This is a genomic window from Phenylobacterium sp. (assembly GCF_041691455.1).
In the GTDB taxonomy this organism is placed as follows: domain Bacteria; phylum Pseudomonadota; class Alphaproteobacteria; order Caulobacterales; family Caulobacteraceae; genus Phenylobacterium.
On the sequence record NZ_JBEPUO010000012.1, the window covers coordinates 1 to 24,731 of the forward strand.

General features: G+C 69.3%; 24 protein-coding genes, 1 tRNA gene and 1 pseudogene. 11 read left to right on the forward strand and 15 right to left on the reverse strand.

The annotated features are described in order from the left end of the window. Both ACESMY_RS14630 and ACESMY_RS14635 read right to left on the reverse strand, forming a co-directional pair. A pseudogene (locus ACESMY_RS14630) lies at window positions 1–856 on the reverse strand (dihydroorotase); the annotation flags it as partial. Beyond that, complete coding sequence (locus ACESMY_RS14635) at window positions 853–1,833, reverse strand: aspartate carbamoyltransferase catalytic subunit (RefSeq protein WP_372785342.1); 981 nt, start codon at window positions 1,831–1,833, stop codon at window positions 853–855. The gene ACESMY_RS14635 and the pseudogene ACESMY_RS14630, both read right to left, overlap by 4 nt. A gap of 127 nt (window positions 1,834–1,960) precedes the next feature. On the opposite strand from ACESMY_RS14635, the gene ACESMY_RS14640 reads away from it, so the two are divergent. After that, complete coding sequence (locus tag ACESMY_RS14640) at window positions 1,961–2,470, forward strand: DUF1993 domain-containing protein (protein WP_372785343.1); 510 nt, start codon at window positions 1,961–1,963, stop codon at window positions 2,468–2,470. Window positions 2,471–2,474: 4 nt separating this feature from the next. Here the strand turns inward: ACESMY_RS14640 and ACESMY_RS14645 are convergent, their stop codons facing one another. The 3 genes from ACESMY_RS14645 to ruvX are packed head-to-tail and all read right to left on the reverse strand — an operon-like array spanning window position 2,475 to window position 3,894. Then, on the reverse strand, window positions 2,475–2,945 hold the full coding sequence (locus ACESMY_RS14645) for an SgcJ/EcaC family oxidoreductase (RefSeq protein WP_372785344.1): 471 nt from the start codon (window positions 2,943–2,945) through the stop codon (window positions 2,475–2,477). After that, window positions 2,929–3,366, reverse strand: a complete 438-nt coding sequence (locus tag ACESMY_RS14650) for a MerR family transcriptional regulator (protein ID WP_372785345.1) — start codon at window positions 3,364–3,366, stop codon at window positions 2,929–2,931. The genes ACESMY_RS14645 and ACESMY_RS14650 overlap by 17 nt, the downstream gene beginning before the upstream one ends. 57 nt (window positions 3,367–3,423) lie before the next feature. Next, complete coding sequence (gene ruvX, locus ACESMY_RS14655; RefSeq protein ID WP_372785346.1) at window positions 3,424–3,894, reverse strand: Holliday junction resolvase RuvX; 471 nt, start codon at window positions 3,892–3,894, stop codon at window positions 3,424–3,426. A 70-nt stretch (window positions 3,895–3,964) separates the two neighbouring features. Between ruvX and gatC the strand changes: the two genes are divergently transcribed. Continuing rightward, on the forward strand, window positions 3,965–4,252 hold the full coding sequence (gatC, locus tag ACESMY_RS14660; protein ID WP_372785347.1) for an Asp-tRNA(Asn)/Glu-tRNA(Gln) amidotransferase subunit GatC: 288 nt from the start codon (window positions 3,965–3,967) through the stop codon (window positions 4,250–4,252). Beyond that, window positions 4,253–5,725 carry an Asp-tRNA(Asn)/Glu-tRNA(Gln) amidotransferase subunit GatA gene (gatA, locus tag ACESMY_RS14665; RefSeq protein WP_372785348.1) on the forward strand — a complete coding sequence of 491 codons (1,473 nt, stop codon included), beginning with the start codon at window positions 4,253–4,255 and terminating at the stop codon, window positions 5,723–5,725. Window positions 5,726–5,829: 104 nt separating this feature from the next. Here the strand turns inward: gatA and ACESMY_RS14670 are convergent, their stop codons facing one another. Then, entirely contained in the window at window positions 5,830–6,159 is a 330-nt protein-coding gene (locus ACESMY_RS14670) for a hypothetical protein (protein ID WP_372785349.1), read from the reverse strand. A gap of 205 nt (window positions 6,160–6,364) precedes the next feature. Here ACESMY_RS14670 and gatB point away from each other — a divergent pair, with 205 nt between their 5' ends. Continuing rightward, window positions 6,365–7,861 (forward strand): Asp-tRNA(Asn)/Glu-tRNA(Gln) amidotransferase subunit GatB, encoded by a 1,497-nt coding sequence (gene gatB, locus ACESMY_RS14675; protein WP_372785350.1) that lies wholly within the window; start codon window positions 6,365–6,367, stop codon window positions 7,859–7,861. Between the two features lie 3 nt (window positions 7,862–7,864). On the opposite strand, the gene ACESMY_RS14680 is transcribed toward gatB, so the two are convergent. Next, window positions 7,865–8,377, reverse strand: coding sequence for an RcnB family protein (locus ACESMY_RS14680; protein ID WP_372785351.1), 513 nt, complete (start codon window positions 8,375–8,377; stop codon window positions 7,865–7,867). Window positions 8,378–8,668: 291 nt separating this feature from the next. Between ACESMY_RS14680 and ACESMY_RS14685 the strand changes: the two genes are divergently transcribed. Beyond that, window positions 8,669–8,941: a sel1 repeat family protein gene (locus ACESMY_RS14685; protein WP_372785352.1), complete on the forward strand. Its 273-nt coding sequence runs from the start codon at window positions 8,669–8,671 to the stop codon at window positions 8,939–8,941. Window positions 8,942–9,264: 323 nt separating this feature from the next. Then, a tRNA-Ser gene (locus ACESMY_RS14690) sits at window positions 9,265–9,354 on the forward strand. 80 nt (window positions 9,355–9,434) lie between these two features. On the opposite strand, the gene ACESMY_RS14695 is transcribed toward ACESMY_RS14690, so the two are convergent. The 3 genes from ACESMY_RS14695 to kynU all read right to left on the reverse strand — a co-directional run bounded on the left by ACESMY_RS14695 (window position 9,435) and on the right by kynU (window position 13,271). Continuing rightward, window positions 9,435–10,067 carry a PEPxxWA-CTERM sorting domain-containing protein gene (locus ACESMY_RS14695; RefSeq protein WP_372785353.1) on the reverse strand — a complete coding sequence of 211 codons (633 nt, stop codon included), beginning with the start codon at window positions 10,065–10,067 and terminating at the stop codon, window positions 9,435–9,437. Between the two features lie 72 nt (window positions 10,068–10,139). Then, entirely contained in the window at window positions 10,140–11,945 is a 1,806-nt protein-coding gene (locus tag ACESMY_RS14700) for an ATP-binding protein (RefSeq protein WP_372785354.1), read from the reverse strand. A 93-nt stretch (window positions 11,946–12,038) separates the two neighbouring features. After that, window positions 12,039–13,271 carry a kynureninase gene (gene kynU, locus ACESMY_RS14705; RefSeq protein ID WP_372785355.1) on the reverse strand — a complete coding sequence of 411 codons (1,233 nt, stop codon included), beginning with the start codon at window positions 13,269–13,271 and terminating at the stop codon, window positions 12,039–12,041. A 76-nt stretch (window positions 13,272–13,347) separates the two neighbouring features. Here kynU and ACESMY_RS14710 point away from each other — a divergent pair, with 76 nt between their 5' ends. Next, the gene (locus tag ACESMY_RS14710; RefSeq protein ID WP_372785356.1) at window positions 13,348–14,211 is read left to right on the forward strand and encodes an alpha/beta fold hydrolase; all 864 of its coding nucleotides are present in this window, start codon (window positions 13,348–13,350) and stop codon (window positions 14,209–14,211) included. Window positions 14,212–14,321: 110 nt separating this feature from the next. After that, window positions 14,322–16,070: a CocE/NonD family hydrolase gene (locus tag ACESMY_RS14715; RefSeq protein ID WP_372785357.1), complete on the forward strand. Its 1,749-nt coding sequence runs from the start codon at window positions 14,322–14,324 to the stop codon at window positions 16,068–16,070. Window positions 16,071–16,077: 7 nt separating this feature from the next. Here ACESMY_RS14715 and ACESMY_RS14720 read toward each other — a convergent pair whose 3' ends face one another. Beyond that, entirely contained in the window at window positions 16,078–16,617 is a 540-nt protein-coding gene (locus tag ACESMY_RS14720) for a sigma-70 family RNA polymerase sigma factor (protein ID WP_372785358.1), read from the reverse strand. A 225-nt stretch (window positions 16,618–16,842) separates the two neighbouring features. Here ACESMY_RS14720 and egtB point away from each other — a divergent pair, with 225 nt between their 5' ends. Continuing rightward, window positions 16,843–19,104, forward strand: coding sequence for an ergothioneine biosynthesis protein EgtB (gene egtB / locus ACESMY_RS14725; protein ID WP_372785359.1), 2,262 nt, complete (start codon window positions 16,843–16,845; stop codon window positions 19,102–19,104). Here egtB and ACESMY_RS14730 read toward each other — a convergent pair. The 4 genes from ACESMY_RS14730 to ACESMY_RS14745 all read right to left on the reverse strand — a co-directional run bounded on the left by ACESMY_RS14730 (window position 19,101) and on the right by ACESMY_RS14745 (window position 22,248). Further along, window positions 19,101–19,313, reverse strand: coding sequence for a general stress protein (locus ACESMY_RS14730; RefSeq protein ID WP_331082896.1), 213 nt, complete (start codon window positions 19,311–19,313; stop codon window positions 19,101–19,103). The genes egtB and ACESMY_RS14730 overlap by 4 nt on opposite strands. A gap of 124 nt (window positions 19,314–19,437) precedes the next feature. Next, the gene (locus ACESMY_RS14735) at window positions 19,438–20,781 is read right to left on the reverse strand and encodes a sensor histidine kinase (protein WP_372785360.1); all 1,344 of its coding nucleotides are present in this window, start codon (window positions 20,779–20,781) and stop codon (window positions 19,438–19,440) included. Further along, a complete protein-coding gene (locus ACESMY_RS14740; RefSeq protein ID WP_372785361.1) occupies window positions 20,781–21,518 on the reverse strand; it encodes a response regulator in 738 nt (245 codons plus the stop codon). The genes ACESMY_RS14735 and ACESMY_RS14740 overlap by 1 nt, the downstream gene beginning before the upstream one ends. A gap of 49 nt (window positions 21,519–21,567) precedes the next feature. Beyond that, window positions 21,568–22,248, reverse strand: coding sequence for an MBL fold metallo-hydrolase (locus ACESMY_RS14745; protein ID WP_372785362.1), 681 nt, complete (start codon window positions 22,246–22,248; stop codon window positions 21,568–21,570). Window positions 22,249–22,370: 122 nt separating this feature from the next. Between ACESMY_RS14745 and ACESMY_RS14750 the strand changes: the two genes are divergently transcribed. Both ACESMY_RS14750 and ACESMY_RS14755 read left to right on the forward strand, forming a co-directional pair. Continuing rightward, window positions 22,371–22,871 (forward strand): universal stress protein, encoded by a 501-nt coding sequence (locus tag ACESMY_RS14750; protein ID WP_372785363.1) that lies wholly within the window; start codon window positions 22,371–22,373, stop codon window positions 22,869–22,871. 189 nt (window positions 22,872–23,060) lie between these two features. Then, window positions 23,061–24,686, forward strand: coding sequence for an APC family permease (locus tag ACESMY_RS14755; RefSeq protein WP_372785364.1), 1,626 nt, complete (start codon window positions 23,061–23,063; stop codon window positions 24,684–24,686). The last annotated feature ends 45 nt before the right edge of the window (window positions 24,687–24,731 follow it).

Consider the following 24,731-nt stretch of genomic DNA (forward strand, 5'->3'; position numbering starts at 1 on the left):
AGGTGCGGTAGTCGCCGATGTCGATCTCGTTGAACGACAGGTGGTTGATCGAGGTCGTGGCGGTCACCGGCAGGCCCTTGTCGCGGGCGCGGCGGAAGCTTTCCAAGGCGTCGGCGGTGGTCAGCTGGTCGGCCAGCAGGCGCGCGCCGGTCAGCTCCACCAGCGCCAGGTCCCGCTCCAGCATGATCTTCTCGGCGATGGCCGGCACGCTGGGCAGGCCCATGCGCGAGGCGAACTCGCCCTCGCTGGCCGCCGCGCCCGCCGAGAGCCACGGGTCGGCCGGGCGGTGGGCCACCAGCACGCCAAAGGCCTTGGCGTAGGAGAGCACGCGGCGCATGACCTTGGAGTCCACGATCGGCCGGTCGGCGTCGGAGATGTAGAGGCACCCCGCCTCGGCCATCAGGCCGATCTCGGCCATCCGCTCGCCCAGCGCGCCCTTGGTGGCGGCTCCGGCCACGTGGACCTTGACCAGCTCGATGTCGCGGGCTCGCCGCAGGATGAAGTCCACCACCGAGGGCTCGTCGATCACCGGGTCGGTGTCGGGCTGCAGCACGATGGAGGTGACCCCGCCCGCCGCCGCGGCCAGCGCCGCCGACTTCAGCGTCTCCTTGGTCTCAGTGCCCGGCTCGCCGGTCTTGACCCGGATGTCCACCAGGCCGGGGATCAGCAGCGCGCCCTTGCCGTCGATGACCTCGAGGTCCTTGGAGAGCAAGCCCAGGGCGCCGCCGCGCGCCACGTCGGCGATGACGCCGTCGGCGACGATCAGGGCGCCCGGCCCATCGTAGCCGCTGGCCGGATCGACCAGTCGCACATTGGTGAAGGCGGTGGGCCGGCTTGCCTTCGAGGGAGTGCTCATCGGTCGTTGTCCAGCCGCGCGGCGAGCGAGGTCAGGACCGCCATCCGCGCGGCGACGCCCATTTCCACCTGGTCCTGGATCAGGCTGACGGAGAGATCGTCGGCCACGTCCGAATCGATCTCGACGCCGCGGTTCATCGGCCCGGGGTGCATCACCCGCACGTTCGGCGCGGCGCAGGCCAGTTTCTCGCGGTCGAGACCGAAGAAGCGGAAGTATTCCCGCTGCGACGGGGCCATCACCCCGTCCATGCGCTCCAGCTGCAGGCGCAGCATCATGACCACGTCGCAGCCGGCGATGCCCTCGCGCATGTCGTGATGGACGGCGACGTTCCAGCGGTCGGCCTGCGGCGGCATCAGGGTCGGGGGCCCCACCAGGCGCACCTCGGCGCCCAACATCTGCAGGAGCGCGATATTGGAGCGCGCGACCCGGCTGTGCAGCACGTCGCCGCAGATCGCCACCTTCAGCCCTGCGATCCGTCCGAAGGCGCGGCGCATTGAGAGCGCGTCGAGCAGGGCCTGGGTCGGATGCTCGTGCTGGCCGTCCCCGGCGTTGACCACCGAACAGCTCACCTTCTGTGAGAGCAGCGAGGCGGCGCCCGACGACGAATGGCGGATGACCAGCAGGTCCGGCTGCATGGCGTTCAGCGTCACCGCCGTGTCGATCAGAGTCTCGCCCTTGGACATCGCCGAGGAGCGCGGGCTCATATTGACCACGTCGGCGCCCAGCCGCTTGCCGGCCAGCTCGAAGGAGCTCTGGGTCCGCGTCGAATTCTCGAAGAAGAGATTCATCAGCGTCCGGCCCTTGAGCAGGTCGAGCTTCTTCGAGGTCTGGCGGTTCAGGCTGACGAACCCGTCGGCGAGGTCGAGCAAATTTGCCACCTCCACCTCGTTTAGATCGGTCGCCGACAGGAAATGCCGCTTCGGGAACGAGAAGGTCCGTTGCAGGACCTCGTTCAAGCCAGGGGGCGTGTCAGTCATTAAAGCGCCGTCTTAGAGGCCGCCGCAGCTCAAGGGAAGCGCCGCGTTGCGGGCCTTGAGTTCGCCGGGCCCGGCCCTCTAGGGTCCCAGCCGCATCGGGCAGATTCGCCCGGCCAGGGAGCGCCGCATGACCGTTTGCCTCTACACCTTCGTCGACCTGTTCTCGCGCCAGCTTGGGACGCTCGACAGCCTGCTGACCAAGGGCGCCGAATACGCCAAGGCGCAGGGCGTGTCGGAGGACGAGATGCTGGACTGGCGTCTGATCGACGACATGAACGCGCTGCGCTTCCAGACGATGGTCGTTTGCAACTTCTCGCGCCAGTGGCTGGCGCGGGTCGCGGGCCTGCCGGTCCCGGCGGAGATCTCCGCCGATCTCGACCTGGCGGGCTTCAGAACCGCCATCGCCGAGGCCAAGGCCTATCTGGCCGCCCTCAAGCCCGAGCAGTTCGCCGGCCGCGACGACGTCCCGCTGACCGTCGCAATCGGCACCGGCATGGAGCCGACCTTGCCCGCCGGCCAGTGGCTGACCGTCTTCGCGACGACCAACCTCTATTTCCACCTCTCGACCGCCTACGGCATCCTGCGGTCGAAGGGCGTGCCGATCGGCAAGATCGACTTCTTCGCGAGCGGCCTCTAGGGGCTCAGTCGGCCGGCGCTTCCTGCTCCCGCAGCGCCGCGATCCGCCAGGTGTGACCGGTCCGGACCAGGACGGCGGTGGCGAGACCCTGTTCGCCGGGCCGCTCGGCGCCTTTCGGCGTATGGGCGCCGCGGATCGACCATTCCCCGTCGACCACCATCACGCCGGGCGCCACCATTCGCGTCCGCAGGAGTTTCAGGCCGCCTCGGCTGCCGGCGTAGCCCGCCGCGAAGGCCTGGCCGTAAAAGGCTGCGATGTCGGCGCGGCCCTGGGCGTGGAAGCCGGTCGGATTGGTGAAGTCGCCGTCGCGGGCGAAGAAGGCGGCGATGGCCGCGGGATCGGCGCGGTCCCAGGCCTCGACATAGCCATGCTGCAGGGCCTCGACGGCGGCTGGCAAGGCTGGAGCGCCGGCCACAGGGTCCACGGCGGCCGCGAGCGCGAGGACCGCTAGGCCCAGCCTAGGCGCGAACGACATGGCCGCCTCCCGAATGCGAGGCGAAGTCGGCGAGCACGGGACAGGTTCCGGTCGTGGCTCTCGCGCGGCAGCCGGTGAGGAAGGTCTGCAGCCTTTCCTGCTGCGCCGCCAGCGCCGCCAGTTCCGCCTCGACGATCGTCAGCTTGGCCTCCGCGGTCTCGCGAACGGCGCCGCAGAAGGCTCCGGGCCCATCGCCCACCCGGGCGAGGAGCTGCTCGACATCCTTCAGGGTGAAGCCGAGCGCCTGGGCCAGACGGACGTAGCGCAGGATCCGCACCGCCTCGTCGTCGTAGTGGCGGTAGCCGCCGTCGGCGGGCCGGGGAGGCCGTGGAAGCACGCCGCGGCGCTCATAGAAGCGGATGGTCTCGACCCCCACGCCCGCCTCGCGGGCCAGGCGTCCGATGGTTCGGCGCTGGATCATGCTGATCGCCTCCGTTCGCGTCGAAGACCCTTCTAGCGTCCGTACCCCGGTACGGAGTCAAGCGGCCGATCGAAGCCGTTCCAGCGCCCCTTGCAGGATCCAGGCGGCGGCCATCTTGTCCACCAGGTCGGCCCGGCGGGCGCGGGTCACGTCGGCCTCGTCGATCAGCACGCGGTTGACGGCCATGGAGCTCATTCGCTCGTCCCAGAAGGCGATCGGGATGTCCTTCAGCCGCAGCAGGTTGCGCCCGAACGCCCGGCTCGACTGGCAGCGGGGACCTTCGGTCCCGTCCATATTGATCGGCAGGCCGATGACGATCCCGGCCGCGCCACGGCTCTCCATCAGTTTGAAAAGCGCGGCGGCGTCGTCGGTGAACTTCACCTTGCGGATCAGCTCCAGCGGGCTCGCCACCGTCCGCGTGGCGTCGGAAACGGCCACCCCGATGGTCTTCTCGCCCAGGTCCAGCCCCACGATTGGTGCGTAGGGCGCCAGCAGGGCAGGGAGCTCAAGGAGGTCGATAACGGCCATGGGCCCCTCATAGCTTGCAAAACCATGCGTCGCACGGCTAACCCACGCCCTTGAGTTCGAGGAGGATGGCATGACCATCGACGTGGCGACGGTGCGCAAGGTCGCCAAGCTGGCGCGGATCGCCCAGCCGGAAGAGACGCTCGAAAAGCTCGCCGGCGAGCTGAACGGCATCATGGCCTGGATCGAACAGCTGAACGAGGTCGACACCGACGGCGTCGAGCCGATGACCTCGGCCGTCCACATGCCCGCGCCGATGCGCGACGACGTGGTCACCGAGGGCGGCGATCCGGAGGTCGTGCTGTCCAATGCGCCGAAGCGCGCTGGCAATTTCTTCGTCGTGCCCAAGGTGGTCGAATAGATGTCCGACCTCACCAAGCTGACGCTGAAGACCGCCCTCGATGGGCTGGCGTCCAAGTCCTTCTCCTCCGTCGAACTGACCCAGGCCCACGTCGAGGCCATCGAGGCCGCCCGCGCGCTGAACGCCTTCGTGCTGGAGACGCCGGAACAGGCGCTCGACATGGCCAGGGCGTCCGACGCCCGCCGCGCGGCCGGGACCGCGGGCCCGCTGGACGGCGCGCCCCTCGGCATCAAGGACCTCTTCTGCACCCAGGGCGTCCGCTCGACCGCCGGCTCGAAGATCATCGGCGAGTTCAAGCCGACCTATGAGTCCACCGTCACCGCCAACCTCTGGCGCGACGGGGCGGTGATGTTGGGCAAGCTCAACATGGACGAGTTCGCCATGGGCTCGTCCAACGAGACCTCGGCGTGGGGGCCGGTGGTGAACCCCTGGCGCTCGAAAGGCGGGAACGCCCAGCTGACGCCCGGCGGCTCCTCCGGCGGATCGGCCTCGGCGGTCGCCGCCGAGCTCTGCCTCGCCGCCACCGCCACCGACACCGGCGGCTCGATCCGCCAGCCGGCCTCGTTCACCGGCACGGTCGGCATCAAGCCGACCTACGGCCGCTGCTCGCGCTGGGGCGTGGTGGCCTTCGCCTCGTCGCTCGACCAGGCCGGGCCCATGGCGCGCAGCGTCGAGGACGCCGCCATCCTGCTCACCTCCATGGCCGGCCACGATCCCAAGGACTCCACCAGCCTGCCGGTGGAGACGCCGGACTTCGCATCCTTCGTCGGCAAGTCCGTGAAAGGTCTCCGGATCGGCGTGCCGCGCGAGTACCGCGTCGACGGCATGCCGGCCGAGATCGACGCGCTCTGGGAGCAGGGGATCGCCTGGCTGAAGGACGCCGGCTGCGAGATCGTCGAGGTCAGCCTGCCGCACACCAAATATGCCCTGCCGGCCTACTATATCGTGGCGCCGGCCGAGGCCTCGTCGAACCTCGCCCGCTACGACGGCATGCGTTACGGCCTGCGCGTCGACGGTGCGAACCTCACCGAAACCTATGAGAAATCCCGCGCCGAGGGCTTCGGCGCCGAGGTGAAGCGCCGCATCATGATCGGCACCTATGTGCTCTCGGCCGGCTACTACGACGCCTACTACCTGAAGGCCCTGAAGGTCCGCCGCCGCATCGCCGACGACTTCGACCGGGCCTTCGAGAAGGTCGACGCCCTGTTGACCCCCACCGCGCCCTCCGCCGCCTTCAGCCTGGGCGACCGGTCCGACGATCCGGTGGCCATGTACCTGAATGACATCTTCACGGTGACGGTGAACCTGGCGGGCCTGCCCGGCATGAGCGTTCCGGCCGGCCTCGACGCTTCGGGCCTGCCGCTTGGCCTGCAGCTGATCGGCCGCGCACTGGACGAAGGCACGCTGTTCTCGCTGGGCGGGGCGCTGGAAAAGGCCGCCGACTTCCGGGCCAAGCCGCAGAAGTGGTGGTAGGGCCCACCGTCGCCGCCGACACCGCCCGGCCGTAGGCCCGTCCAAAAGCAAAAGGCCCCCCGCCGCGAGGCGAGGGGCCTTGGCGTTCGAACGCCGTATGCGTCTTATTTGATCGCGTCGAGGTCGGCCTGGATGACCTTCAGCTTGGCGTCGTCGATGGCGCCTTGGCTCATCGGGGCGACCTGGGCGAGCGTCATGTCCTTGATCTGGTCCATGTATTGATCGATCCCGGGCACGTCCTTTTGCAGGACGGCCTTGGTCTTCTCGTTGGCCCAAAGCGCGCCAATGGTGGTCTTTTCGACCGAGAAGCCGCCGGCGGCGGTCGTCGTGGTCGTAGTCGTCGTGGTGGTGCCGGCGGCCGGCGCCTGAGCGAAGGCCGGGAGGGCCGCGAGGGTCGCGAGAGCCGCGAGGCCCGCGACGAGCTTGGTCTTCATGGTGTGGGTTCCTTCCCCGAGGTGGTGTTGCCCGTGCAGCATGAGCGCAACAGCGGGGTGCGACGCAAGTTACAATCCAGACAGCGCGGCGCTGTAACTCACCCTGCCGGGCAAGCAGCGTCTTTTGAGCGCGGTTTGAACTTGCGCGCAAGTTGACGCTCGCGTCACGCTTTCTCTTGGCGCTCCGGGGCGCTAGTGAGGCCGCATGACTGAGAAGAGCCAGCTGATCGAGGGCCGCACCGGGCCGTGGGAAATCGTCCTGGGGCTGGAGGTGCACGCCCAGGTGGCCTCCAACGCCAAGCTGTTCAGCGGCGCGGCCGTGGGCGCCGGGGCTGGCCCCAACACCCAGGTCAGCCTCGTCGACGCCGCCATGCCGGGCATGCTGCCGGTGATCAACCGCCATTGCGTCGAGCAGGCGGTGAAGACCGGACTTGGCCTCAAGGCGCAGATCAACCTGAAGAGCCACTTCGACCGGAAGAACTATTTCTACCCGGACCTGCCGCAGGGCTACCAGATCAGCCAGTACAAGCACCCGATCGTCGGTGAGGGCGAGGTGATCGTCGAGCACGACGACGGCTCGACCTTCACGGTGCGCATCGAACGGCTGCACCTGGAGCAGGACGCCGCCAAGTTGCTGCACGACCAGGACCCCAACGCCACCTACGTGGACCTCAATCGCGCCGGCACAGCCCTGATGGAGATCGTCTCCATGCCGGACATGAGAAGTTCAGAAGAAGCCGCGGCTTACGTGAAGAAGCTCAGGACCATCCTGGTCTATCTCGGCACCTGCGACGGCGACATGGAGAAAGGCAACCTGCGGGCCGACGTCAACGTCTCGGTTTGCCGCCCCGGCGCCTATGAGAAATTCCGCGAGACCGGCAGCTTCAGCCACCTGGGCACGCGCTGCGAGATCAAGAACGTCAACTCCTACCGCTACATACAGCAGGCCATCGAGTACGAAGCGCGCCGGCAGATCGAGATCCTCGAGGACGGCGGCAAGATCGACCAGGAGACCCGCCTGTTCGACCCGACCAAGAACGAGACCCGCTCGATGCGCTCGAAGGAAGAGGCGCACGACTATCGCTACTTCCCCGACCCCGACCTGCTGCCGCTCGACCTCGACCCGGCCTGGGTCAAGGCCATCGAGGCGACGCTGCCGGAGCTTCCGGACGCCAAGAAGGCGCGGCTGCAGTCGCAGTACGGCCTGACCGCCTACGACGCCCAGGTGCTGATCACCGAACAGGCGCGGGCGGACTTCTACGAAGCGGCCGCCAAGGGCCGCGACGCCAAGCTGACCGCCAACTGGGTGACCAACGACCTGGCCGCGCGGCTGACCGCCGGGGGCCTCGATATCGCGGACTCGCCCATCAAGCCGGACGGCGTCGCCGAGCTGGTTCAGCTGATCGAGGAGGGCGTGGTCTCGTCCAAGATCGCCAAGGACGTCTTCGAACGCATGTGGGCCGGCGAGGGCCGCGCCCGTGAGGTGGTCGAAAAGCAGGGGCTGCAGCAGGTGTCGGACACCGGCGCCCTCGACGCCATCATCGACCGGCTGATCGCCGGCAATCCCGGCCAGGCCGCCCAGGTCAAGGACAAGCCCCAGGCGATCGGCTGGTTCGTCGGCCAGGTGATGAAGGAGACCGGCGGCAAGGCCAATCCCGGCGTGATCAACCAGCTGCTGCGCGCCAAGCTCGGCGTGGAATAGCCGCTAGTCGGGCACCACGTCGAACACCTGACCGGACCGGGAGACCAGCGCCGTGCCGCCGGGCACCCTGCGCCACTCGTAGCCGCGCGGCGGCGGCCGCAGCCGGAAGCGGTTGTAATCCTGGACCACATCGCCGCCGGCCTGCGGGGCCAGGTAGCCGCCGCGGCGCGGCGCCGGCGCATAGGCGCTGGGCGGCGGCGCGTAGACGCGAGGGTCATAGCGGGGGTCGGCGCGTTGCTCGTAGCGCGGATCGGCCCGATCCCCGCGCCCGCCGTTCGGGTAGGGGCTCGCGGGATAGCCGCCGTGATACTCGCGTCCGCCGCCGCGATCCTCGCCGCCGCGCCAGGGCGCCGGCGCGCCGCGATTGCCGCCGGGCGCACGGCCGTCATCGCCGCGGCCGTGCTGCTCGCTGCGGGCGCCCTGGTCGTGATGGTCCTTCGCCATAGCCGAGCCGGCCGTAGCCAGCGGGGTGACCACGAGCGCAGCGGCAGCCAGGACGGAGATCAGGCGTCGCATTTCGCCAATCATCCTCAAAAACGCGTCCTCGGTCGATGCTTACAATGTCAGCGACGCCTGAACTGGGCCTGAACGAGCGCCGACAAAGCGCCCCGGCGCATCGGTGCAAGACCGGCTTGCCGAGGGGCGAGGGTCCCAACTGCGACCTTTTAACCACTTGGGCAAGATGAAGGCGGGACAACGGTGGCCTTAACCATGTGTTCAGCGTGGGTCCTGTTTCCTGCAGTTGCGATAGGGCCGTAACAGGCGCTCCAGAACGGGGTTCCGGCGGCCGCAACAGGGACAAAGGTCATGCTTGCGCAACTGCAAGTCGCCAACGAGGGTCTGCCGCTACCGGGCGCGGAAGCGACCGGCGACGAACTCTTCCGCCTGGGTCTGCTCTATTCGACCGGCCAGGGCGGAGCTCCGCTGGATTATGTTTCCGCCCACATGCTGTTCAACCTGGCCGCCATGCGCGGTTCGGTCGAAGCCAAGGTCTACCGCAAGGAGCTCTCCGAGGAGATGGCTTCCGACGAGGTGGCCGAGGCGCAGCGTCAGGCGCGCGAGTGGTTGGCTCAGGGCTGAGCCCTCGCGGCCTTTCGAGGCCGCCGTTCGCCTGACCGCCGACCGCGGCGTCGCGCGCGCTCTTGCAGCTCAGGCGAGTTGACTCGCCGAGTCTGCAACCGAGGATCGGCGCGGCCTTGTGAGCCGCGCATAGGCCGGCCGCCACGGCCCGCCGTATCGAACCCAAAACTCACGCTTCCGCGTCCGCCGCCGCCGGGGCCGCTCTAGCCGTCTAGGCAGAACCGCCGTCGTCGGCTAGAAACCGCGGTCCCAGCAGAAGCCGGCTGCAAACCGGCTGCGAACTGGTCCTGAGGGCGTCCGGAATATCGGAGCGTTTTCAACAAGGTGACGTGGCCGAGTGGCTGAAGGCAACGGTTTGCTAAATCGTCATACCTGAAAGGGTATCGAGGGTTCGAATCCCTCCGTCACCGCCATCCTTCCAGACAGGCAGAAGCCCCGACGCGGGAACGCCGGGGCTCAGCCTTCGGGTCGCGGCCGGAGGTCGGCGGCGGGCCTAGGCCCGAACGAGCACCGGAGTGCGCCGGGCGCGGCGCAGGGTCGCGCCGAGGCCGAAGAAGCCCACGATCATCATCGCCCAGGAGGTCGGTTCCGGCACTGCGGTCGAGAGCTGGATGTTGTCGAGATAGCCGCCGAGCGAGTCGCTGGTGCCGGTCGCGGCGAAGCTCAGGACCGAATTGGCCGTGGCGGTGAAGTGCGCCGTCTGCGTCGTCCACTGGGTGTCCGAGCCGCCGGCGACGTCGAGGTTGCCGGGCGGGTTCAGCAGCACGCCGTTCAGATAGACGCTGATGCCGTTGCTGCCCTGCGCAATGCCCGGCCGGGCGGAATAGAGGAAGCTCAGGTCGTAGGTTCCCGCGTCGATGGTGCGGAACATGGAGCTGTTGGCGGTGGAGTCCAGCTCGACAAAGTTGTCGTTCAGCAGACCCGAGACCGGCGAGCCGGCGACATTGTCCTGCAGCTCGATGCCGTTGGCGCCGCCGGTCCAGCCGTCGACCGAGCTCACCGTGGTGTAGCCGTGGTCGGCGACCGCGACGTCGTTGAAGTCGCTGAAGAATACCGTGGCGGCCGAGGCCGGCAGGGCGATGGCCATGAGCGCAGCCGCGCCGGCGCCGAGAAGCAGTTTCCGCATGTTTTCCAGTCCCAATAGAGGAATTCTACGGGACGGCGCTGCAGGTTCGGGGCCAAGTGGGCGGTGTTCGCCTCAGGCGGCGGAGGCTCCCGGGCGCGCTTTGGCCGGTTCGGCCGTGGCGTCCTTGTCGAGCGCCCGCTTCATGGCCGCGAACAGCGTCGGCACGTCGATTGGCTTGGGGACCATGTCATCCATGCCGGCCGCCTCGTATTCGGCGACCTGGTGGGTCATGGCGTTGGCGGTGACCGCGATGATCGGGGTATGGCCGCGCCCGGTCGCCAGTTCGCGCTCGCGGATGGCCCGGGTGGCCGCGACGCCGTCCATCACCGGCATCTGGATGTCCATCAGGATCATGTCCCAATCCTGGGCTTCCCAGGCTTCCAGCGCCTGGCGGCCGTTCTCGACCATCGTCGGGACGATGCCGGCCTGGGCGAGCAGGGCCTTCAGCACCAGTTGGTTGGTGGCGTTGTCTTCGGCCACCAGCACGCGGATCTCGGCCGAGGGCTCGGCGGCGCCGGACCGCTGCGCGTCATCGGCGGCGACGCCGGCGGCGATCGGCTTCAGCGGCAGCCGCAGGATGAAGGTCGAGCCCTGGCCGGGCGCGCTCACCGCCTCGATGGCGCCATCCATCATCTGGGTCATCTGCCGGCAGATGGCGAGGCCGAGGCCGGCGCCGCCATAGCGCCGGGTGCGGCCGCCGTCGGCCTGGAAGAAGCCGTCGAAGAGCTGCGCCTGATGCTCATAGGCGATGCCGATGCCGGTGTCGGCCACGCGGAACACCAGGGCGCCGGCTTCGCGCGCCACGCTGAGGGTCACCCCGCCGGTGTCGGTGAACTTCACCGCGTTGTCGGCCAGGCTGTAGAGCATGCGGCGGATGCGCGGGGAGTCTCCGAGGTAGCGGCCCCGCGCCGCCTCGTCGACGTCGAAGGCGAAGGAGAGGCCCTTCTTGTCGGCCAGCGGCTGATAGGCGGCGACGACGCCGCGCACCAGGTGCTCCAGGTCGAATTCGGCGACCTCCAGTTCCAGCGCGCAGGCCTCGATCTTCGACAGGTCGAGCAGGTCGTTCAGCACGGCCAGCAGGCTTTCGCTCGAACGGCGGATGATCCGCACCCGCTCGTGCTGCGCCGGCGTCAGCTGCTCGGTGGTGAGCACCTGGGCCATGCCCAGGACTCCGTTGAGCGGTGTGCGCAGCTCGTGGCTCATGGTGGCCAGGAAGTCGGATTTGGCGCGGTTGGCGGCCTCGGCGGCCCGCTCGCGGTCCTCGGCCGCTTCGCGGGCGCTCGCCAGCTCGGTCCAGGCGCCGATCAGCTGAGCGCGCGCCGACCAGAACTGCAGCGCGAAGGTGCCGAGCGTGAAGGTGGCGGCCAGGGCCTGAAGCCTGTGCCCGGCGGCGAGCGCCGTGCGCGCCTGGACGAAGGCGATCAGCGCCAGCACCGCCACGTGCGGCGCGAGGCTCACCAGCAGGATCCACCGCGTGCGGTAGTAGCGCATCAGCACATGCACCATGGAGGCGCAGATCAGCGCGAAGGCGAACAGCCGCTCTCCGCCGCCGCCCTTCGACACCAGGAACAGCGCCGCGAGCGCATAGAGCGTCGTGGCCATGACCCGCAGCACCGGTGCGAACGCTGCGGCGCGGCCCGCGAACCGGCCGCCCTTGGTGACGACGCGCAGCAGCTGATGCTCCAGGGTCACCACAGCCGTCGTCGCGGCCGCCCAGCCGGCCACCAGCGGCCAGGGCAGGACGATCAGGCCGGTGATGACGACCATGCCGACGCCGACCGCCTGCACGACGAGATTGCGGCTGGCCTGAATCGTAAAGGCGACAGCGTGCGGCAGCCCGTAGTTGGCGTCCGTCGAGGTTCCTGGGCGGGGAGACATTTCTGAAGCTCCTCTCAGCAGCTTCAGGTTCGCCGACAAAGGCTGACGTAAGGTTACGACCGAGAGTTGCGGTTACGCGGATAACGACTGACGCTATGTCACCGCCGCGCGCTTGCGGAACTCCGGTTGGTCCCAGGAACCTGTATTGAGCACTTCGCCGAGCGCATGGGCGGCCTCCCAGACCTCGACGTAACTCAAGAACAACGGCGAGAAGCCGAACCGGGCGATGTCGGGGGCGCGGAAATCGCCGACGATCCCGCGGGCCATCATCGCCTGGACCAGCGCGTAGCCCTGCGGATGGGCGAAGGCCACGTGCAGGCCGCGGGCGGCAGGGTCGCGGGGGCTCGCCAGCCGCAGGTCGCGGTCGGCGGCGCGGGCCTCGACCTCGGCTATGAACAGCTCCGCCAGCGCCAGGCCCTTGGCCTCCACCTGCGCCGGATCGGCCTGGAGCTGCAGGTCGACGCCGGCCTCCAGCGCCGCCAGGCCGAGGATTGGCGGGGTGCCGGTGATCTGGCCCCGAATGTCGGCCGCCGGGCGGTAGCCGTCCTCGAAGGCGAAGGGTTCGGCGTGGCCCATCCAGCCGGTCAGCGGCGAGACGATCGCGGCCTGGTGACGCTCGGCGACGAAAACGAAGGCCGGGGCGCCTGGACCGCCGTTCAGATATTTGTAGCTGCAGCCCACCGCGAGGTCCGCGTCCACGCCGTTCAGGTCCACGGCGACGGAGCCTACGCTGTGGCACAGGTCCCAGAGCACGAGCGCGCCCTTGGCGTGGGCTGCTGCGGTGATCGCCGCCATATCCCAGCGCCGCGCCGATTTGTAGTGGATGTGGGTCAGCACCACGACGGCGGTGTCCTCATCGATCGCGCCCGGCAGGTCCGCCGCGGCGACGGCCTTCAGCGCGGCGCGATCCCCCAGGAGGGCGGCGAGACCCTGCAGGGCGTAGAGGTCGGTGGGAAAGTTGCCGGCTTCCGACAGGATGGTCTTACGGCCGGGCCGCAGCGAGAGCGCGCCGGCGGCCAGCTTGAAGAGGTTCACCGAGGTGGAGTCGGCGATGGTGACTTCGCCGGGATCGGCCCCGATCAGCCGGGCGATCTTCCCGCCCACCCTCAGCGGCGCGTCGATCCAGCCGGAGGTGTTCCAGCTCCTGATCAGGCCCTCGCCCCACTCGGCGCGGGAGGCCTGGGCCAGCCGCTCGTGCGCCGCGATCGGCGGCGGACCCAGCGAATTGCCGTCCAGGTAGATCACCCCATCGGGCAGCGCGAAGGCGGCCCGGAACCGCGCCAGGGGATCGGCGGCGTCGAGCGCCAGGGCCTCTTCGCGGGTCACGGTTGCGGTCCTGGGCTCTGGCGGGGCATCAAGGGTTCTTAGTGCGCCGCGGCGCTGGCAGGAAGGGATGACGCCGATGGCCACGCTCGAGCGGCCGTTCCGGTTCACCGGCGCCGATGGCGCCGAGATCGCCGGTTTCCGCTGGGTCGACGACAGGGTCACGCCGCACGCCGTGCTGCAGGTGGCCCACGGCATGGGCGAGCACGCCCGCCGCTACCTCAAGCCCCTGGAGCCGCTGATCGCGGCCGGCTGGGCGGTCTACGCCGACGACCACCGGGGCCACGGCCAGACCGCCGCGGGGCCCGAGGCGCTCGGCGACTTCGGCGAGAACGGCGCGGAGATGGTGGTCGAGGACCTCCACAGCCTGACCTCGCTCGCCCGCGCCGAGCATCCGGACCTGCCCAGGATCCTGCTCGGCCACAGCCTGGGCTCGTTCTTCGCCCAGGCCTATGTATTCGACCATTCGCAGGCCATCGACGGGCTGGTGCTGTCGGGAACCGCGGCCTTCGGCGACCGGACCGGTCCCGTGCGGCGCCTGGACGAGATCGGCCAGGGCGGCGAGGCGCCGCGCACGCCCTTCGACTGGCTGTCGCGCGATCCGGCGCAAGTCGACGCCTATATCGCCGATCCGTTCTGCGGCTTTTCGCGCAAGCCGTCCGGCGACGGATCCTTCGCGCGGGTCGCCGCCCGCCTGAAGGATCCGGGCGAGATCGCCAGGATCCGCAAGGACCTGCCGATCTACATCTTCGTGGGCGACCAGGACCCGGTGAACCAGGACCTGGCGCTCCTGGCGCCTCTGGTCGACCGCTACCGCGACGCCGGGCTCGGCGACCTCACCGTCAAGGTCTATCCCGGCGGCCGCCACGAGATGCTGAACGAGACCAACCGCGCCGAAGTGGTCGCCGACCTGACCGCCTGGCTGGAGCGCGTCGCGGGCTGACGGGCGGCGCGCGGCTGTGCTTAGATGCTGCGGCGGGGACTTCGGCGTCCGCCGCCTTTGAACCAAAGACATTTTCGCGCGGGCGAAGACCCGCCGAGGGGGAGTCCACCATGAGCAAGCTGACCCATTTCGCCTTGGCGTCCGTCCTGGCGCTGAGCCTGGCCGGCGGGGCGGCCTCTGCGGCCGACACGCCGGTGGCCAGGCCCGCCGCGAGAGCCGCCGCTGCGGCGCCCGCCAAGTGGCCGGGCCTGCCGCCGGGGGCGGTGGAGGAATATGCGGTCATGCGCGATGGGACGAAGCTCGCCGCCGATGTCTACAAGCCGGCCGGCAAGGGTCCCTGGCCCGCGGTGATGACGCGCACGCCCTATCTGAAGGACGGCCGCATCGACAAAGAGCACGATCCCGACGGGTCGAAGATGCGCGAGGCCCAGGTCAAGCTGGCCAAGCATTATACCGACGCCGGGTTCGTCTTCGTGCACCAGGACGTGCGCGGCAAGGGACGCTCCCAGGGCTTCTACGCCGCCTTCGAGAACGACGTGGAGGACGGCTACGACAGCGTCGAGTGGGCCGCCACCCAGCCCTGGAGCAATGGCAAGATCGGCCTCTCCGGGGGCTCCGCCATGGGCATCACCTCCAACGAGGCCGCCATGGCCGCGCCGCCGCACCTGAAGGCGGCCTATGTCGTCGTCGCCCCCTACGACCTGCTGGCCAACAGCTACATGGGCGGGGTGTTGAAGGAGAAGGACGTGCTGGGCTGGTCGAAGGGGCAGGGCGTCTCCGACGCCGTGCTCGACACCCAGCGCCGCCGGGTCAGCGACGACATCGTCTGGAATCGGTCGGCGATGAGCACGAACCGCAAGTACATCCAGATCCCGATCTACAACGTCGGCGGCTGGTACGACATCTTCAACCACGGCAACATCTCGAACTTCGAGTACCTGCAGAACGAGGGCGCCAAGGGCGCGCGCGGCAATCAGAAGCTCTTGATGGGCCCGTTCGGCCACGGCCCGCTGAGCGGCAATCTGGAGTATCCCGGGTTCGACCGCCTGAACCTCGCCGGCGACCAGGAGATCCGCTGGTTCGCCTACTGGCTGAAGGGCGAGCAGAACGGGATCATGGATGAGCCGCCGGTCAGCTATTACATGATGGCTGCGGCGGAGAAGGGCGCGCTGTCGCCCAAGAGCCGGCTCCTGACCTCGGCCAACTGGCCGCCCGCCAACCGCGAGGTCCGCTACTACCTGACCCCCGACAAGACGCTGAGCGGCAAGGCCCCCGGCGGCGACGACGTGAAGGTCTCCTACCGCTTCGATCCGGCCGATCCGGTCCCGACGGTCGGCGGCGCGAACCTTACCTTCGAGCGCGGGCCGATGGACCAGCGCGCGATCCCGGTCCGCCAGGACTACCTGCGTTTCCAGACGCCGGCGCTCGACAAGGACCTGACCATCGCCGGCCCGGTGAAGGTCGAGCTCTACGGCGCCACCGACGGCCTCGACACCGACTTCATGGCCAAGCTCGTCGATGTCTATCCGGACGGCTACGAGGCCCTGGTGCTGGACGCCCCGATCCGCGCCCGCTTCCGCCACGGCCGCATGCCCGACGACATCAGGATGATGACGCCCGGCGCGCCGGAAGAGCTCGACATCGACCTCTGGTCGACGGCGATCACCTTCGAGAAGGGCCACAGGATCGCCCTGCACATCACCTCGTCCAACAGCCCGCGCTTCGAGGTGAACCCCAACACCGGCGATGCGGCCGGCGAACACAAACAGCCGCCGCGGGTCGCCACCAACACGGTCTACATGGACGCCGCCCATCCCTCGGCCCTGGTGCTGCCGGTGGTCTATCCGGACGGAAAGTAGCCGCCGATCAGCCCCGCGCGGCGACCGCCACGGTCTCGAGCGCCATGAGGTCGGTGGCGTCCTCGGCGTCCATGATCTTCAGCAGGCGGGCGCGGGCGCGGTTGACCCGGCTCTTGATGGTGCCGAGCGCACAGCCGCAAATCTCGGCGGCCTCTTCATAGGAGAGGCCGGCCGCGCCCACCAGGATCAGCGCCTCGCGGTGCTCGGCCGGGAGCTTCTGCAACGCCGCCTGCAGCGCGCGCATGGCGATGCTCCAGTCCTGGGTGGCGGGGGATTTCAGCGTGCCGGCGTATTCGCCGGTCTCGTCGCGCACCTCGCGGCGGCGGCGCAGGATTTGGCTGTAGTAGGTGTTGCGCAGGATCGTGAAGAGCCAGGCGCGCAGGTTGGTGCCCGGCTCGAACTTCTCACGGTTGGTCCAGGCCTTGATCAGGGAGTCCTGGACCAGGTCGTCGGCGTCCGCGGCATTGTGGCTGAGCGACCAGGCGAAGGCCCGCAACGCCGGGATCAATCCGACGACTTCGTCCCGCCAGCTGGATGGCGCGCTCATGACGGCCTCAATAGGGTTCGCGGGCGGCAGGGCGGTCCGTCATCTGCCGCTCAGGTCGTCGGGGAACGCGAGGCCCGCGGCATCCGTTCCGATCCCTGACCGGCTGAAATCGTCGCTTTTTCCGAACCCTGTTTGCCGAGCGCCGGTTGCGCCGGGGCGGTTAATGCTTAGGTCTGAGGTGGCGGCGAGAGACGCGTCCGGGGACTGGGACGCGGAGAGGAACAGATGGCTGAACCCGACGATCCGCAGGCGCTTGCCCACGCGCAGACCTCAACCCATGGTCTGTGGTGGGGCGCAAGACCCACACCGACCGCCGTCCACCGCTACCGCGCCGTCCGCCAGACGACCGAGGCGCTGACCCGCGGGCTGACGCCCGAGGACCAGCTGGCGCAGTCGATGCCGGACACAAGCCCGACCAAGTGGCATCTCGCGCACTCGACCTGGTTCTGGGAGACCTTCCTGCTGGTCCCGAACCTCGAGGGCTACAAGGTCTTCGACCCGCGCTTCCACTACCTCTTCAACTCCTATTATGAGGCGCTCGGGCCGCGGCAGCCGAGGCCCGAGCGCGGCCTCCTCACGCGGCCGTCGCTGGATGACGTCGTCGCCTACCGGGCGCATGTGGACGAGGCCATGGCGCGGCTGCTGGCGGGCGGCGCCGGCGAGTTCGCCGAACTCCTCGACCTGGGGCTCGCCCACGAGGAGCAGCATCAGGAACTCATCCTGATGGACATCCTGCACCTCTTCGCCCAGTCGCCGCTGCAGCCGTCCTATGCCCCGCCCCGGCCCGCGACGACCAGCCATGAGCCGGACCCGCTCCGCTTTGTCGCCTTCGAGGGCGGCCTGGCGCAAATCGGTCATACGGGCGAAGCCTTCGCCTTCGACAACGAAAGCCCGCGCCACAAGGTGTGGCTGGAGCCGTTCGAAATCGCCGACCGGCTGGTGACCAACGCCGAATGGCTGGCCTTCATGGCGGACGGCGGCTACCGGCGCCCCGAACTCTGGCTGGCCGAGGGCTGGGCCCGCGCCCAGGCCGAGGGCTGGGACGCGCCGCTCTACTGGCAGGAGCGCCCCGAGCCGGAGGGTGGCGGCTGGAGCAGCATGACGCTGCACGGCCTGCGCCCGCTCGATCCGGCGGCGCCGGTCGGCCACGTCAGCTTCTATGAGGCCGAAGCCTATGCCGCCTGGGCCGGCGCGCGCCTGCCCACCGAAGCGGAGTGGGAGCACGCCGCGCAGGGATTGCCGGTCGCCGGCAACTTCACCGCCTCGGGCCGGCTTGCGCCGGCGGCCGCCCCGCCGGGCGCGGGCCCGCGCCAGATGTTCGGCGACCTCTGGGAGTGGACCCGCAGCGCCTACGCGCCCTATCCGGGGTTCAAGCCCGCGGGTGGCGCGGTCGGCGAGTACAACGGCAAGTTCATGGCCGGCCAGTTCGTGCTACGGGGCGGCGCCTGCGTGACGCCCGCCGGGCACGCGCGGGCTAGCTACCGCAATTTCTTCTATCCCCAACAGCGCTGGATGTTTTCCGGCGTCAGACTGGCCCGCGACGTGGCCCGGAGCGCCGACGCCGACGTGACCAGTGATTTCGAGACCGACGTGCTGGCTGGGTTGGCCCGGCCGCAGAAGGCCGTGCCGCCGAAATACTTCTACGATGCCGAGGGCTCGCGCCTGTTCGAGGCGATCACCGAGGTGGCGGAGTACTATCCGACCCGCACCGAGATCGCGCTCCTGCAGCGCATCGCGCCCGAGATCGCCGGCCTCATCTCGCCTGGCGCCACGCTTGTGGAGTTCGGTTCCGGCGCCAGCGTCAAGACCCGGATCCTGCTCGACGCCGCGCCGCAGGTCGGGGTCTACGCCCCCATCGACATCAGCCGCGCGGCCCTCGACGAGGCGGCCGCGGCGATCGGCCGGGACTATCCGAAGCTGACCGTCGCGCCGCTGCTGGAGGACTTCACCCGCGCGCTGACCCTGCCTGAGGCGGCGCAGGGGCGGCCGGTCACCGGCTTCTTCCCCGGTTCGACCATCGGTAATTTCACGCCGCAGGAGGCCGAGGCCTTCCTGGCGGGCGCGCGAACGCTGCTGGGGCCCGGCGCGCGGTTCCTGGTGGGTATCGATGTGGTGAAGGCCGAGGAGACCCTGGTCGCGGCCTATGACGACGCGCTGGGCGTCACCGCGGCGTTCAACAAGAACCTGCTGGTGCGGATCAACCGCGAACTCGGCGCTGACTTCGACCTAGCGGCCTTCCGTCACCGGGCGATCTGGAACGCCGCCGACAGCCGCGTCGAGATGCACCTGGAGAGCCTGAAGGATCAGCAGGTGAGGGTGGCCGGCCACAGCTTCCGTTTCCGGAAGGGCGAAACCCTGCACACGGAGAACTCCTGCAAGTTCACCGTCGCGGGCTTCGCGGATCTGGCTAGAAAGGCGGGCTGGACGCTGGAAACCAGCTGGCTCAGCGAGGAACCCGCCTTCGCAGTGGTGTCGCTGCTGGCTTAGGACTCGCGCCCGCGGGTGCGGCCGCCGCCACGGCTGGCTTCGCCGCCCTTGCGGCCGGCGGAGGCCGCGAGATCGCGGTCCTTGGCGAAGCTGCGCTTCTCGCCGGGCACGCTGGCCCCGCCCTTGCGGGCGATCTCTCGGCGACGTTCGGGGTTCATGGCTGCGAACCCTCGACGGGCTCTTGGCTTTCCGGTCTCAACGGTGGGCATGGGGGTGCGCTCCTCGAGGTATCCATTGGCGTTGCAATGGCGCTAACCCCCAAGGCGCGGCCAAGGTTGCGTCGGAATCCGCGCTTTGTCCGCGACGAAGCGTCGCAGTATGCCGCAGCGGCGCCTAGAGGGGCAATTGCACCCGGGCGGTCAGGCCGCCGCCGACGCGGTTGACCAGGGCGACGTCGCCGCCGTGTCCGCGCGCGATCGAGCGCACCACCGCCAGGCCCAGGCCGATGCCGCCGGTCTGGCGGCTGCGCGACGGTTCGCGCCGGTAGAAGGGCTCGAAGACCTTCTCGCGGTCGGCGGGTGGGATGCCGGGCCCGTCGTCCTCGATCTCCACCACCGCGTTGGTGGCGTCGCGGAACACCCGCGTGCGCGCCCGCCCGCCGAACTTCACCGCGTTGTCGAGCAGGTTGGTGAACAGCCGCCGAAGCGCCATCGGGTCGCCGTCCAGCACCACCTTCTCGCCGGACTCCACCTCGGTGGAGGCGCCGGTCTCGGCCATCTCGTCGCAGAGACTTTCCAGCAGCGAGGAGAGTTCCAGCGGCGTGCGCTCGCCCGGTCGGCTCGCGTCGCGCACGAAGGTCAGCGCCGCGGAGATCATCTCCTCCATCTGGTCGATGTCGTTGGACATCTTGGCGCGCTGGTCCTCCGGCAGGCCCTCGATGCGGAAGCGCAGGCGGGTCAGCGGCGTGCGCAGGTCGTGGGCGATGGCCCCGACCATGGCCGTGCGGTCCTCGACATAGCGCCGCAGCCGCTCCTGCATGTCGTTGAAGGCCGTAGCGGCCACGCGAATCTCGGAGGGCCCTTTCAAGACCAGGGGCTCGGCGCGCGGGTCCCGCCCCAGTCGCTCCGCGGCGTCGGCGAACAGCTGGATGGGCGCGGCGAGGCGGCGGGCGAACACATAGGCCACCGGCGCCATGGCCATCGCCGTCAGCACGAACCACAGGGCGACCCGCTGTTGCCAGGGGCTAAGGCCGAAGGCGGGCTGCGAACGGACCACGGCCCAATGGCCATCGGCTTGCCTGACGCCCACCTGGAACGGGGCGACCAGGAAATGCTCCTCGTCACGCACGCCCACCTTCGCGGCCCGGTCGCGGATGATGCGGCCGACGCGGCGGTCGGAGAGCGGGCCACGCTCGCCCGCCACGACGACACTGGCGGCCGGCACGCCCAGGTCCTGCGCCAGCTTGCCGCGGATGGCGGGCATGTTCTGGCCGTCCAAGGCTGGCGACGGCGGCTTCGCTAGGGCGAGCCGCTCAAGCGGCTTGCGGTCGTTCAGCGTGATCGGCGCGCCGCGATAGGTGCGTTCGATCTCGGTGAGGCGATAGAAGTCCGGGGCGGGCGGCGGCAGCATGAACAGGAGCAGGGTGCTCATCGCCCACGACAGCACCAGCGTCAGGCCGGTCAGGGTCAGGAGCTGGACGAACAGCGACCCGGTCGGCCTCGCCCTCGCCCAATCCATCACGTGCGTTTCACCTTGGCGGTGAACATATAGCCCTCGTTGCGGATCGTGCGGATCAGCTCGTGGCTGCCGCCGCCGTCGTCCAGCTTACGCCGCAAGCGGCTGATCTGCACGTCGATGGCGCGGTCGAAGGCGTCGGAGTCCGGACCGCGGGCGAACTCCAGCAGCTGGTCGCGGGTCAGCACCCGCTGGGGGCGCTCGACGAAGGCCCTGAGCAGCGAGAACTCACCGGACGACAGGTTGACCACCACGCCTTGCGGCGAACGCAGCTCGCGGCGGACCAGGTCGAGCCGCCAGCCCGCGAACTCGCAGCCGGCGCCCACGCCGCCAGAGGCGCTGCGCTGTTCGGCGCGGCGGAGCACCGCGCGCACCCGGGCCAGCAGTTCGCGCGGATTGCACGGCTTGGCGAGGTAGTCGTCGGCGCCCAGCTCCAGGCCGACGATCCGGTCGGTGTCCTCGCCCATGGCCGAGAGCATGATGATCGGCGGGCCGCCCTCGCCATTGGCGAACCGGCGGCAGATGGCCAGGCCGTCCTCGCCCGGCAGCATGACGTCGAGCACGATCAGGTCGACCGGTCCGCGCTCCAGCGCGGCCTCCATCTCGATGGCGTCTCCGGCGGTGTCGACCTTATAGCCGTGCTTGCCCAGGAAGTCGGAAACGACGTCCCGGATGCCGGGGTCGTCGTCGACCATCAGGATGCGGGCCCCCGCGGTGCTCATGTCGAGAATTTGCTCCATGGGCCAGACGTTGGCCGCGGCGGGTAACGTGCAGATTTCGCGGTTGAAATCACGAGTGCGACAAGACCGCATCGGCGACGAAGGGATTGGTCTTCCGCTCCTGGCCAAAGGTCGACATCGGCCCGTGCCCGGGCACGAAGCGCACGTCGTCGCCCAGCGGCCAGAGCTTGCCGGTGATGGCGGCGATCAGGTCGGCGTGGTTGCCGCGCGGGAAGTCGGTGCGTCCGATCGAGCCCTGGAAGAGCACGTCGCCCACCTGGGCGAAGCGGGCCTCGCGGTGGAAGAAGATCACATGCCCCGGCGTGTGGCCCGGGCAGTGGTAGACCTCGAATTCCGTCTCGCCCAGGGTCACCACGTCGCCGTCCTGGAGCCAGCGATCGGGGGTGAAGCCGCGGGCGTCCGGCATGCCCCACTTGGCGCCCGAGGCGTCGATCTGGTCGATCCAGAAGGCGTCGTCCGGGTGCGGCCCCTCGATGGGGACCCCGGTCGCGTCCTTCAGCGCCGCCGTGCCGCCGGCGTGGTCCAGATGGCCGTGGGTGATCCAGATCTTCTCGAGCGTCAGGCCCTGGTCCTTCAGGGCCTGCAACAGGCGCGGCACTTCGCCGCCCGGATCGATCACCGCGGCCTTCATCGTCTTGGCGCACCAGACGATCGTGCAGTTCTGCTGCAAGGGCGTGACCGGCGCGACCATGGCGCGGATCGGGAGGGGGAGCGGCGTGGGCGCGTTCATGTCGCCCCTATGATCGGGGTTACGCGGTCAAATTGAAAGCCCGGCGCCCCCGGAGGCGGTCCCGGGAGGTGGCGTGGCGGAAGCGGCGGTGTACGGTGGCGGCGGGGATCAAGGGGGACAGGATGTACCAGCGGGTCTTGCTTGCTTACGACGGCACTGCTGATGGCGCTCTGGCGCTTCGCGAAGGCGCCTTGCTGGCCAAGCAGTGCTGCGCGCAGATCATCCTCCTGGCCGTCGTGCCGGAGAGCGCGGGGACCCGCCTGGCGGACGGCGTGTACGCTGGCGCCGTCGCCCAGCAGATCGACACCTACAAGGAGCTTCTCGCCGGCGCTGTCGCCTGGCTGGAGGCGCGCGGATACCGGCCCGTCGCCAAGCTCGTGGTCGGCGAGCCCGCGCCGGTCATCGGGGCGGTGGCCGAGGAGGTCGCCGCCGATCTGGTGGTGGTCGCACACCATCGCCAGGGGTTCCTGTCGCGGTGGTGGTCGGGATCGACCGACAGCTATCTCAGCGACCATCTCGGCTGCACCCTGCTGATCGCCCGCAACCCGCTCACCGAGGAGGCCTTCGACGCCGCGGCCCAGGTGGCGGCGGCTCCGCCGCAACAGGCCTCCAGCCCCGCGTAGTGGCTCTCTCGTCGTCGACTCGCCCCTGAAAATTCACCCCCGCGACCGAATTCACAACAAACTCCGCCGGCTGAGGGCAAAACCGTGCGCGACGACGCATTGCCGCCGTGCGTCGGCCCCGCTAGCCTGCGCGCCAACGCTCGCCTTGGGGGGCGGCGCTGATCACGACAACGGGGGAATTCCCACGCTATGGCGAACGCTTCAGGGGTAACGGGGGTAGCGCGCATCTTCCTGCGCAAGTCCGTCGGCCAGATTCAGGCCGAGCATGAGCACGGAGAGCTGAAACGCTCGCTGGGCGCGCTGAACCTGGTGCTGCTCGGCATCGGCTGCATCATCGGCACCGGCATCTTCGTCCTGACCGGCCGGGCCGCGGCCCAGTTCGCCGGCCCGGGGATCATGATCTCCTTCGTCATCACCGGCACGCTCTGCGCCTTCGTGGCGCTCTGCTACGCCGAGCTCGCCTCGGCCCTGCCGGTTTCCGGCTCGGCCTACTCCTACACCTACGCCTCGATGGGCGAGGGGGCGGCCTGGGTCATGGGCCTGTTGCTGCTCCTGGAATACGGCCTCGCGGCCTCCACGGTCTCGCTCGGCTGGTCCGGCTATTTCGTCAGCCTGATGAAGGACATCGGGGTGATCATACCGCCAGAGTTCACGGCCGCCCCCGGGGTGGCCGTCAAGGACGCCGCCGGCGCGATCATCGCCACCGGGGTCGTCAACCTGCCGGCCATGTTCATCCTGGCGCTGGCGACCTTGCTGCTGATCCGGGGCGTCTCGGAATCGGCGACCGTCAACAACATCATCGTGGCCATCAAGCTGACGGTGGTCATCGCCTTCATCGTGATCGGCATCAAATACGTGCACCCGTCGCACTGGTCGCCACTGGTGCCGGCCGAGATCCCGGCCCGTCCGCCGGGCACCAACATGGATATCTGGCATCAGATCGGTCGGGCGCTCACCGGCGTCATCACCGGCGACACCTCCCACAAGTACGGCATCGGCGGGGTGATCCACGGCGCGGCGGTGATCTTCTTCGCCTACCTGGGCTTCGAGGCGGTCTCCACCGCCGGCGCCGAGGCGCGCAATCCGGGCAAGGACATGCCGATCGGCATCCTGGGCGCGCTGGTGATCTGCACCGTGCTCTACATCATGACCTCGGCCGTGCTGGTCGGCATCGTGCCCTACAACCTGCTCGACGTGCCCGCGCCGATCGCGCTCGCGACCGACATGATGGGGCTGAAGTGGTTCTCGGTGGTGGTGAAGATCGGAGCCATCGCCGGGCTCTCCAGCGTCATGCTGGTGCTGCTCTACGGCCAGACGCGGATCTTCTACACCATGAGCCGCGACGGCCTGCTGCCGACCGCCCTGGCGCGCGTCCACAAGAAGTTCATGACGCCCTGGATCAACACCATCATCGTCGGCCTGCTGGCGATGGGCGCGGCGGGTTTCCTGTCGCTCGACGCGCTGTCCGACCTCTCCAACGTCGGCTCGCTGGCGGCCTTCGCGCTGGTCTGCATCACGGTCATCTACCTGCGGATCAGCGAGCCGGGCCTCACGCGTCCCTTCCGCACGCCGCTCTATCCGGTCGTGCCGGTCCTGGGCGCGATCATGTGCGTCGTGCTCTTGATGAGCCTGATGTCGACGCCGGCGACGCGGAATTTCTTCCTCGGCTATCTGGTGGTCGGGATCGTCGTCTACTTCGTCTACGGGATCCGCGCCTCGAAGCTCGGCCGCGGTATCGTCGTCGGCCCGCCGGCCGAGGGTGAGCCGCGCGAGCTGCCGCACCGCGTGGGCGAGCCGCCGGCCGGCCAGGGCTGACGCCCAAGGCTGGCGCAACGACGCTCGCAACCGGCGGCGGCGCGC

What these genes read in the sequence shown, in the direction of transcription:
- ACESMY_RS14635 (WP_372785342.1), bottom strand. Translation starts at nt 1,833, where the DNA reads ATGACTGACACGCCCCCTGGCTTGAACGAGGTCCTGCAACGGACCTTC.
- ACESMY_RS14645 (WP_372785344.1), bottom strand. Translation starts at nt 2,945, where the DNA reads ATGTCGTTCGCGCCTAGGCTGGGCCTAGCGGTCCTCGCGCTCGCGGCC.
- ACESMY_RS14640 (WP_372785343.1), top strand. Translation starts at nt 1,961, where the DNA reads ATGACCGTTTGCCTCTACACCTTCGTCGACCTGTTCTCGCGCCAGCTT.
- ACESMY_RS14740 (WP_372785361.1), bottom strand. Translation starts at nt 21,518, where the DNA reads ATGGAGCAAATTCTCGACATGAGCACCGCGGGGGCCCGCATCCTGATG.
- gatC (WP_372785347.1), top strand. Translation starts at nt 3,965, where the DNA reads ATGACCATCGACGTGGCGACGGTGCGCAAGGTCGCCAAGCTGGCGCGG.
- ACESMY_RS14750 (WP_372785363.1), top strand. Translation starts at nt 22,371, where the DNA reads ATGTACCAGCGGGTCTTGCTTGCTTACGACGGCACTGCTGATGGCGCT.
- ACESMY_RS14730 (WP_331082896.1), bottom strand. Translation starts at nt 19,313, where the DNA reads ATGCCCACCGTTGAGACCGGAAAGCCAAGAGCCCGTCGAGGGTTCGCA.
- ACESMY_RS14755 (WP_372785364.1), top strand. Translation starts at nt 23,061, where the DNA reads ATGGCGAACGCTTCAGGGGTAACGGGGGTAGCGCGCATCTTCCTGCGC.
- ACESMY_RS14710 (WP_372785356.1), top strand. Translation starts at nt 13,348, where the DNA reads ATGGCCACGCTCGAGCGGCCGTTCCGGTTCACCGGCGCCGATGGCGCC.
- ACESMY_RS14720 (WP_372785358.1), bottom strand. Translation starts at nt 16,617, where the DNA reads ATGAGCGCGCCATCCAGCTGGCGGGACGAAGTCGTCGGATTGATCCCG.
- ACESMY_RS14735 (WP_372785360.1), bottom strand. Translation starts at nt 20,781, where the DNA reads ATGGATTGGGCGAGGGCGAGGCCGACCGGGTCGCTGTTCGTCCAGCTC.
- ACESMY_RS14670 (WP_372785349.1), bottom strand. Translation starts at nt 6,159, where the DNA reads ATGAAGACCAAGCTCGTCGCGGGCCTCGCGGCTCTCGCGACCCTCGCG.
- egtB (WP_372785359.1), top strand. Translation starts at nt 16,843, where the DNA reads ATGGCTGAACCCGACGATCCGCAGGCGCTTGCCCACGCGCAGACCTCA.
- ACESMY_RS14680 (WP_372785351.1), bottom strand. Translation starts at nt 8,377, where the DNA reads ATGCGACGCCTGATCTCCGTCCTGGCTGCCGCTGCGCTCGTGGTCACC.
- ACESMY_RS14700 (WP_372785354.1), bottom strand. Translation starts at nt 11,945, where the DNA reads ATGTCTCCCCGCCCAGGAACCTCGACGGACGCCAACTACGGGCTGCCG.
- gatA (WP_372785348.1), top strand. Translation starts at nt 4,253, where the DNA reads ATGTCCGACCTCACCAAGCTGACGCTGAAGACCGCCCTCGATGGGCTG.
- ruvX (WP_372785346.1), bottom strand. Translation starts at nt 3,894, where the DNA reads ATGGCCGTTATCGACCTCCTTGAGCTCCCTGCCCTGCTGGCGCCCTAC.
- ACESMY_RS14745 (WP_372785362.1), bottom strand. Translation starts at nt 22,248, where the DNA reads ATGAACGCGCCCACGCCGCTCCCCCTCCCGATCCGCGCCATGGTCGCG.
- ACESMY_RS14695 (WP_372785353.1), bottom strand. Translation starts at nt 10,067, where the DNA reads ATGCGGAAACTGCTTCTCGGCGCCGGCGCGGCTGCGCTCATGGCCATC.
- ACESMY_RS14650 (WP_372785345.1), bottom strand. Translation starts at nt 3,366, where the DNA reads ATGATCCAGCGCCGAACCATCGGACGCCTGGCCCGCGAGGCGGGCGTG.
- ACESMY_RS14715 (WP_372785357.1), top strand. Translation starts at nt 14,322, where the DNA reads ATGAGCAAGCTGACCCATTTCGCCTTGGCGTCCGTCCTGGCGCTGAGC.
- gatB (WP_372785350.1), top strand. Translation starts at nt 6,365, where the DNA reads ATGACTGAGAAGAGCCAGCTGATCGAGGGCCGCACCGGGCCGTGGGAA.
- ACESMY_RS14685 (WP_372785352.1), top strand. Translation starts at nt 8,669, where the DNA reads ATGCTTGCGCAACTGCAAGTCGCCAACGAGGGTCTGCCGCTACCGGGC.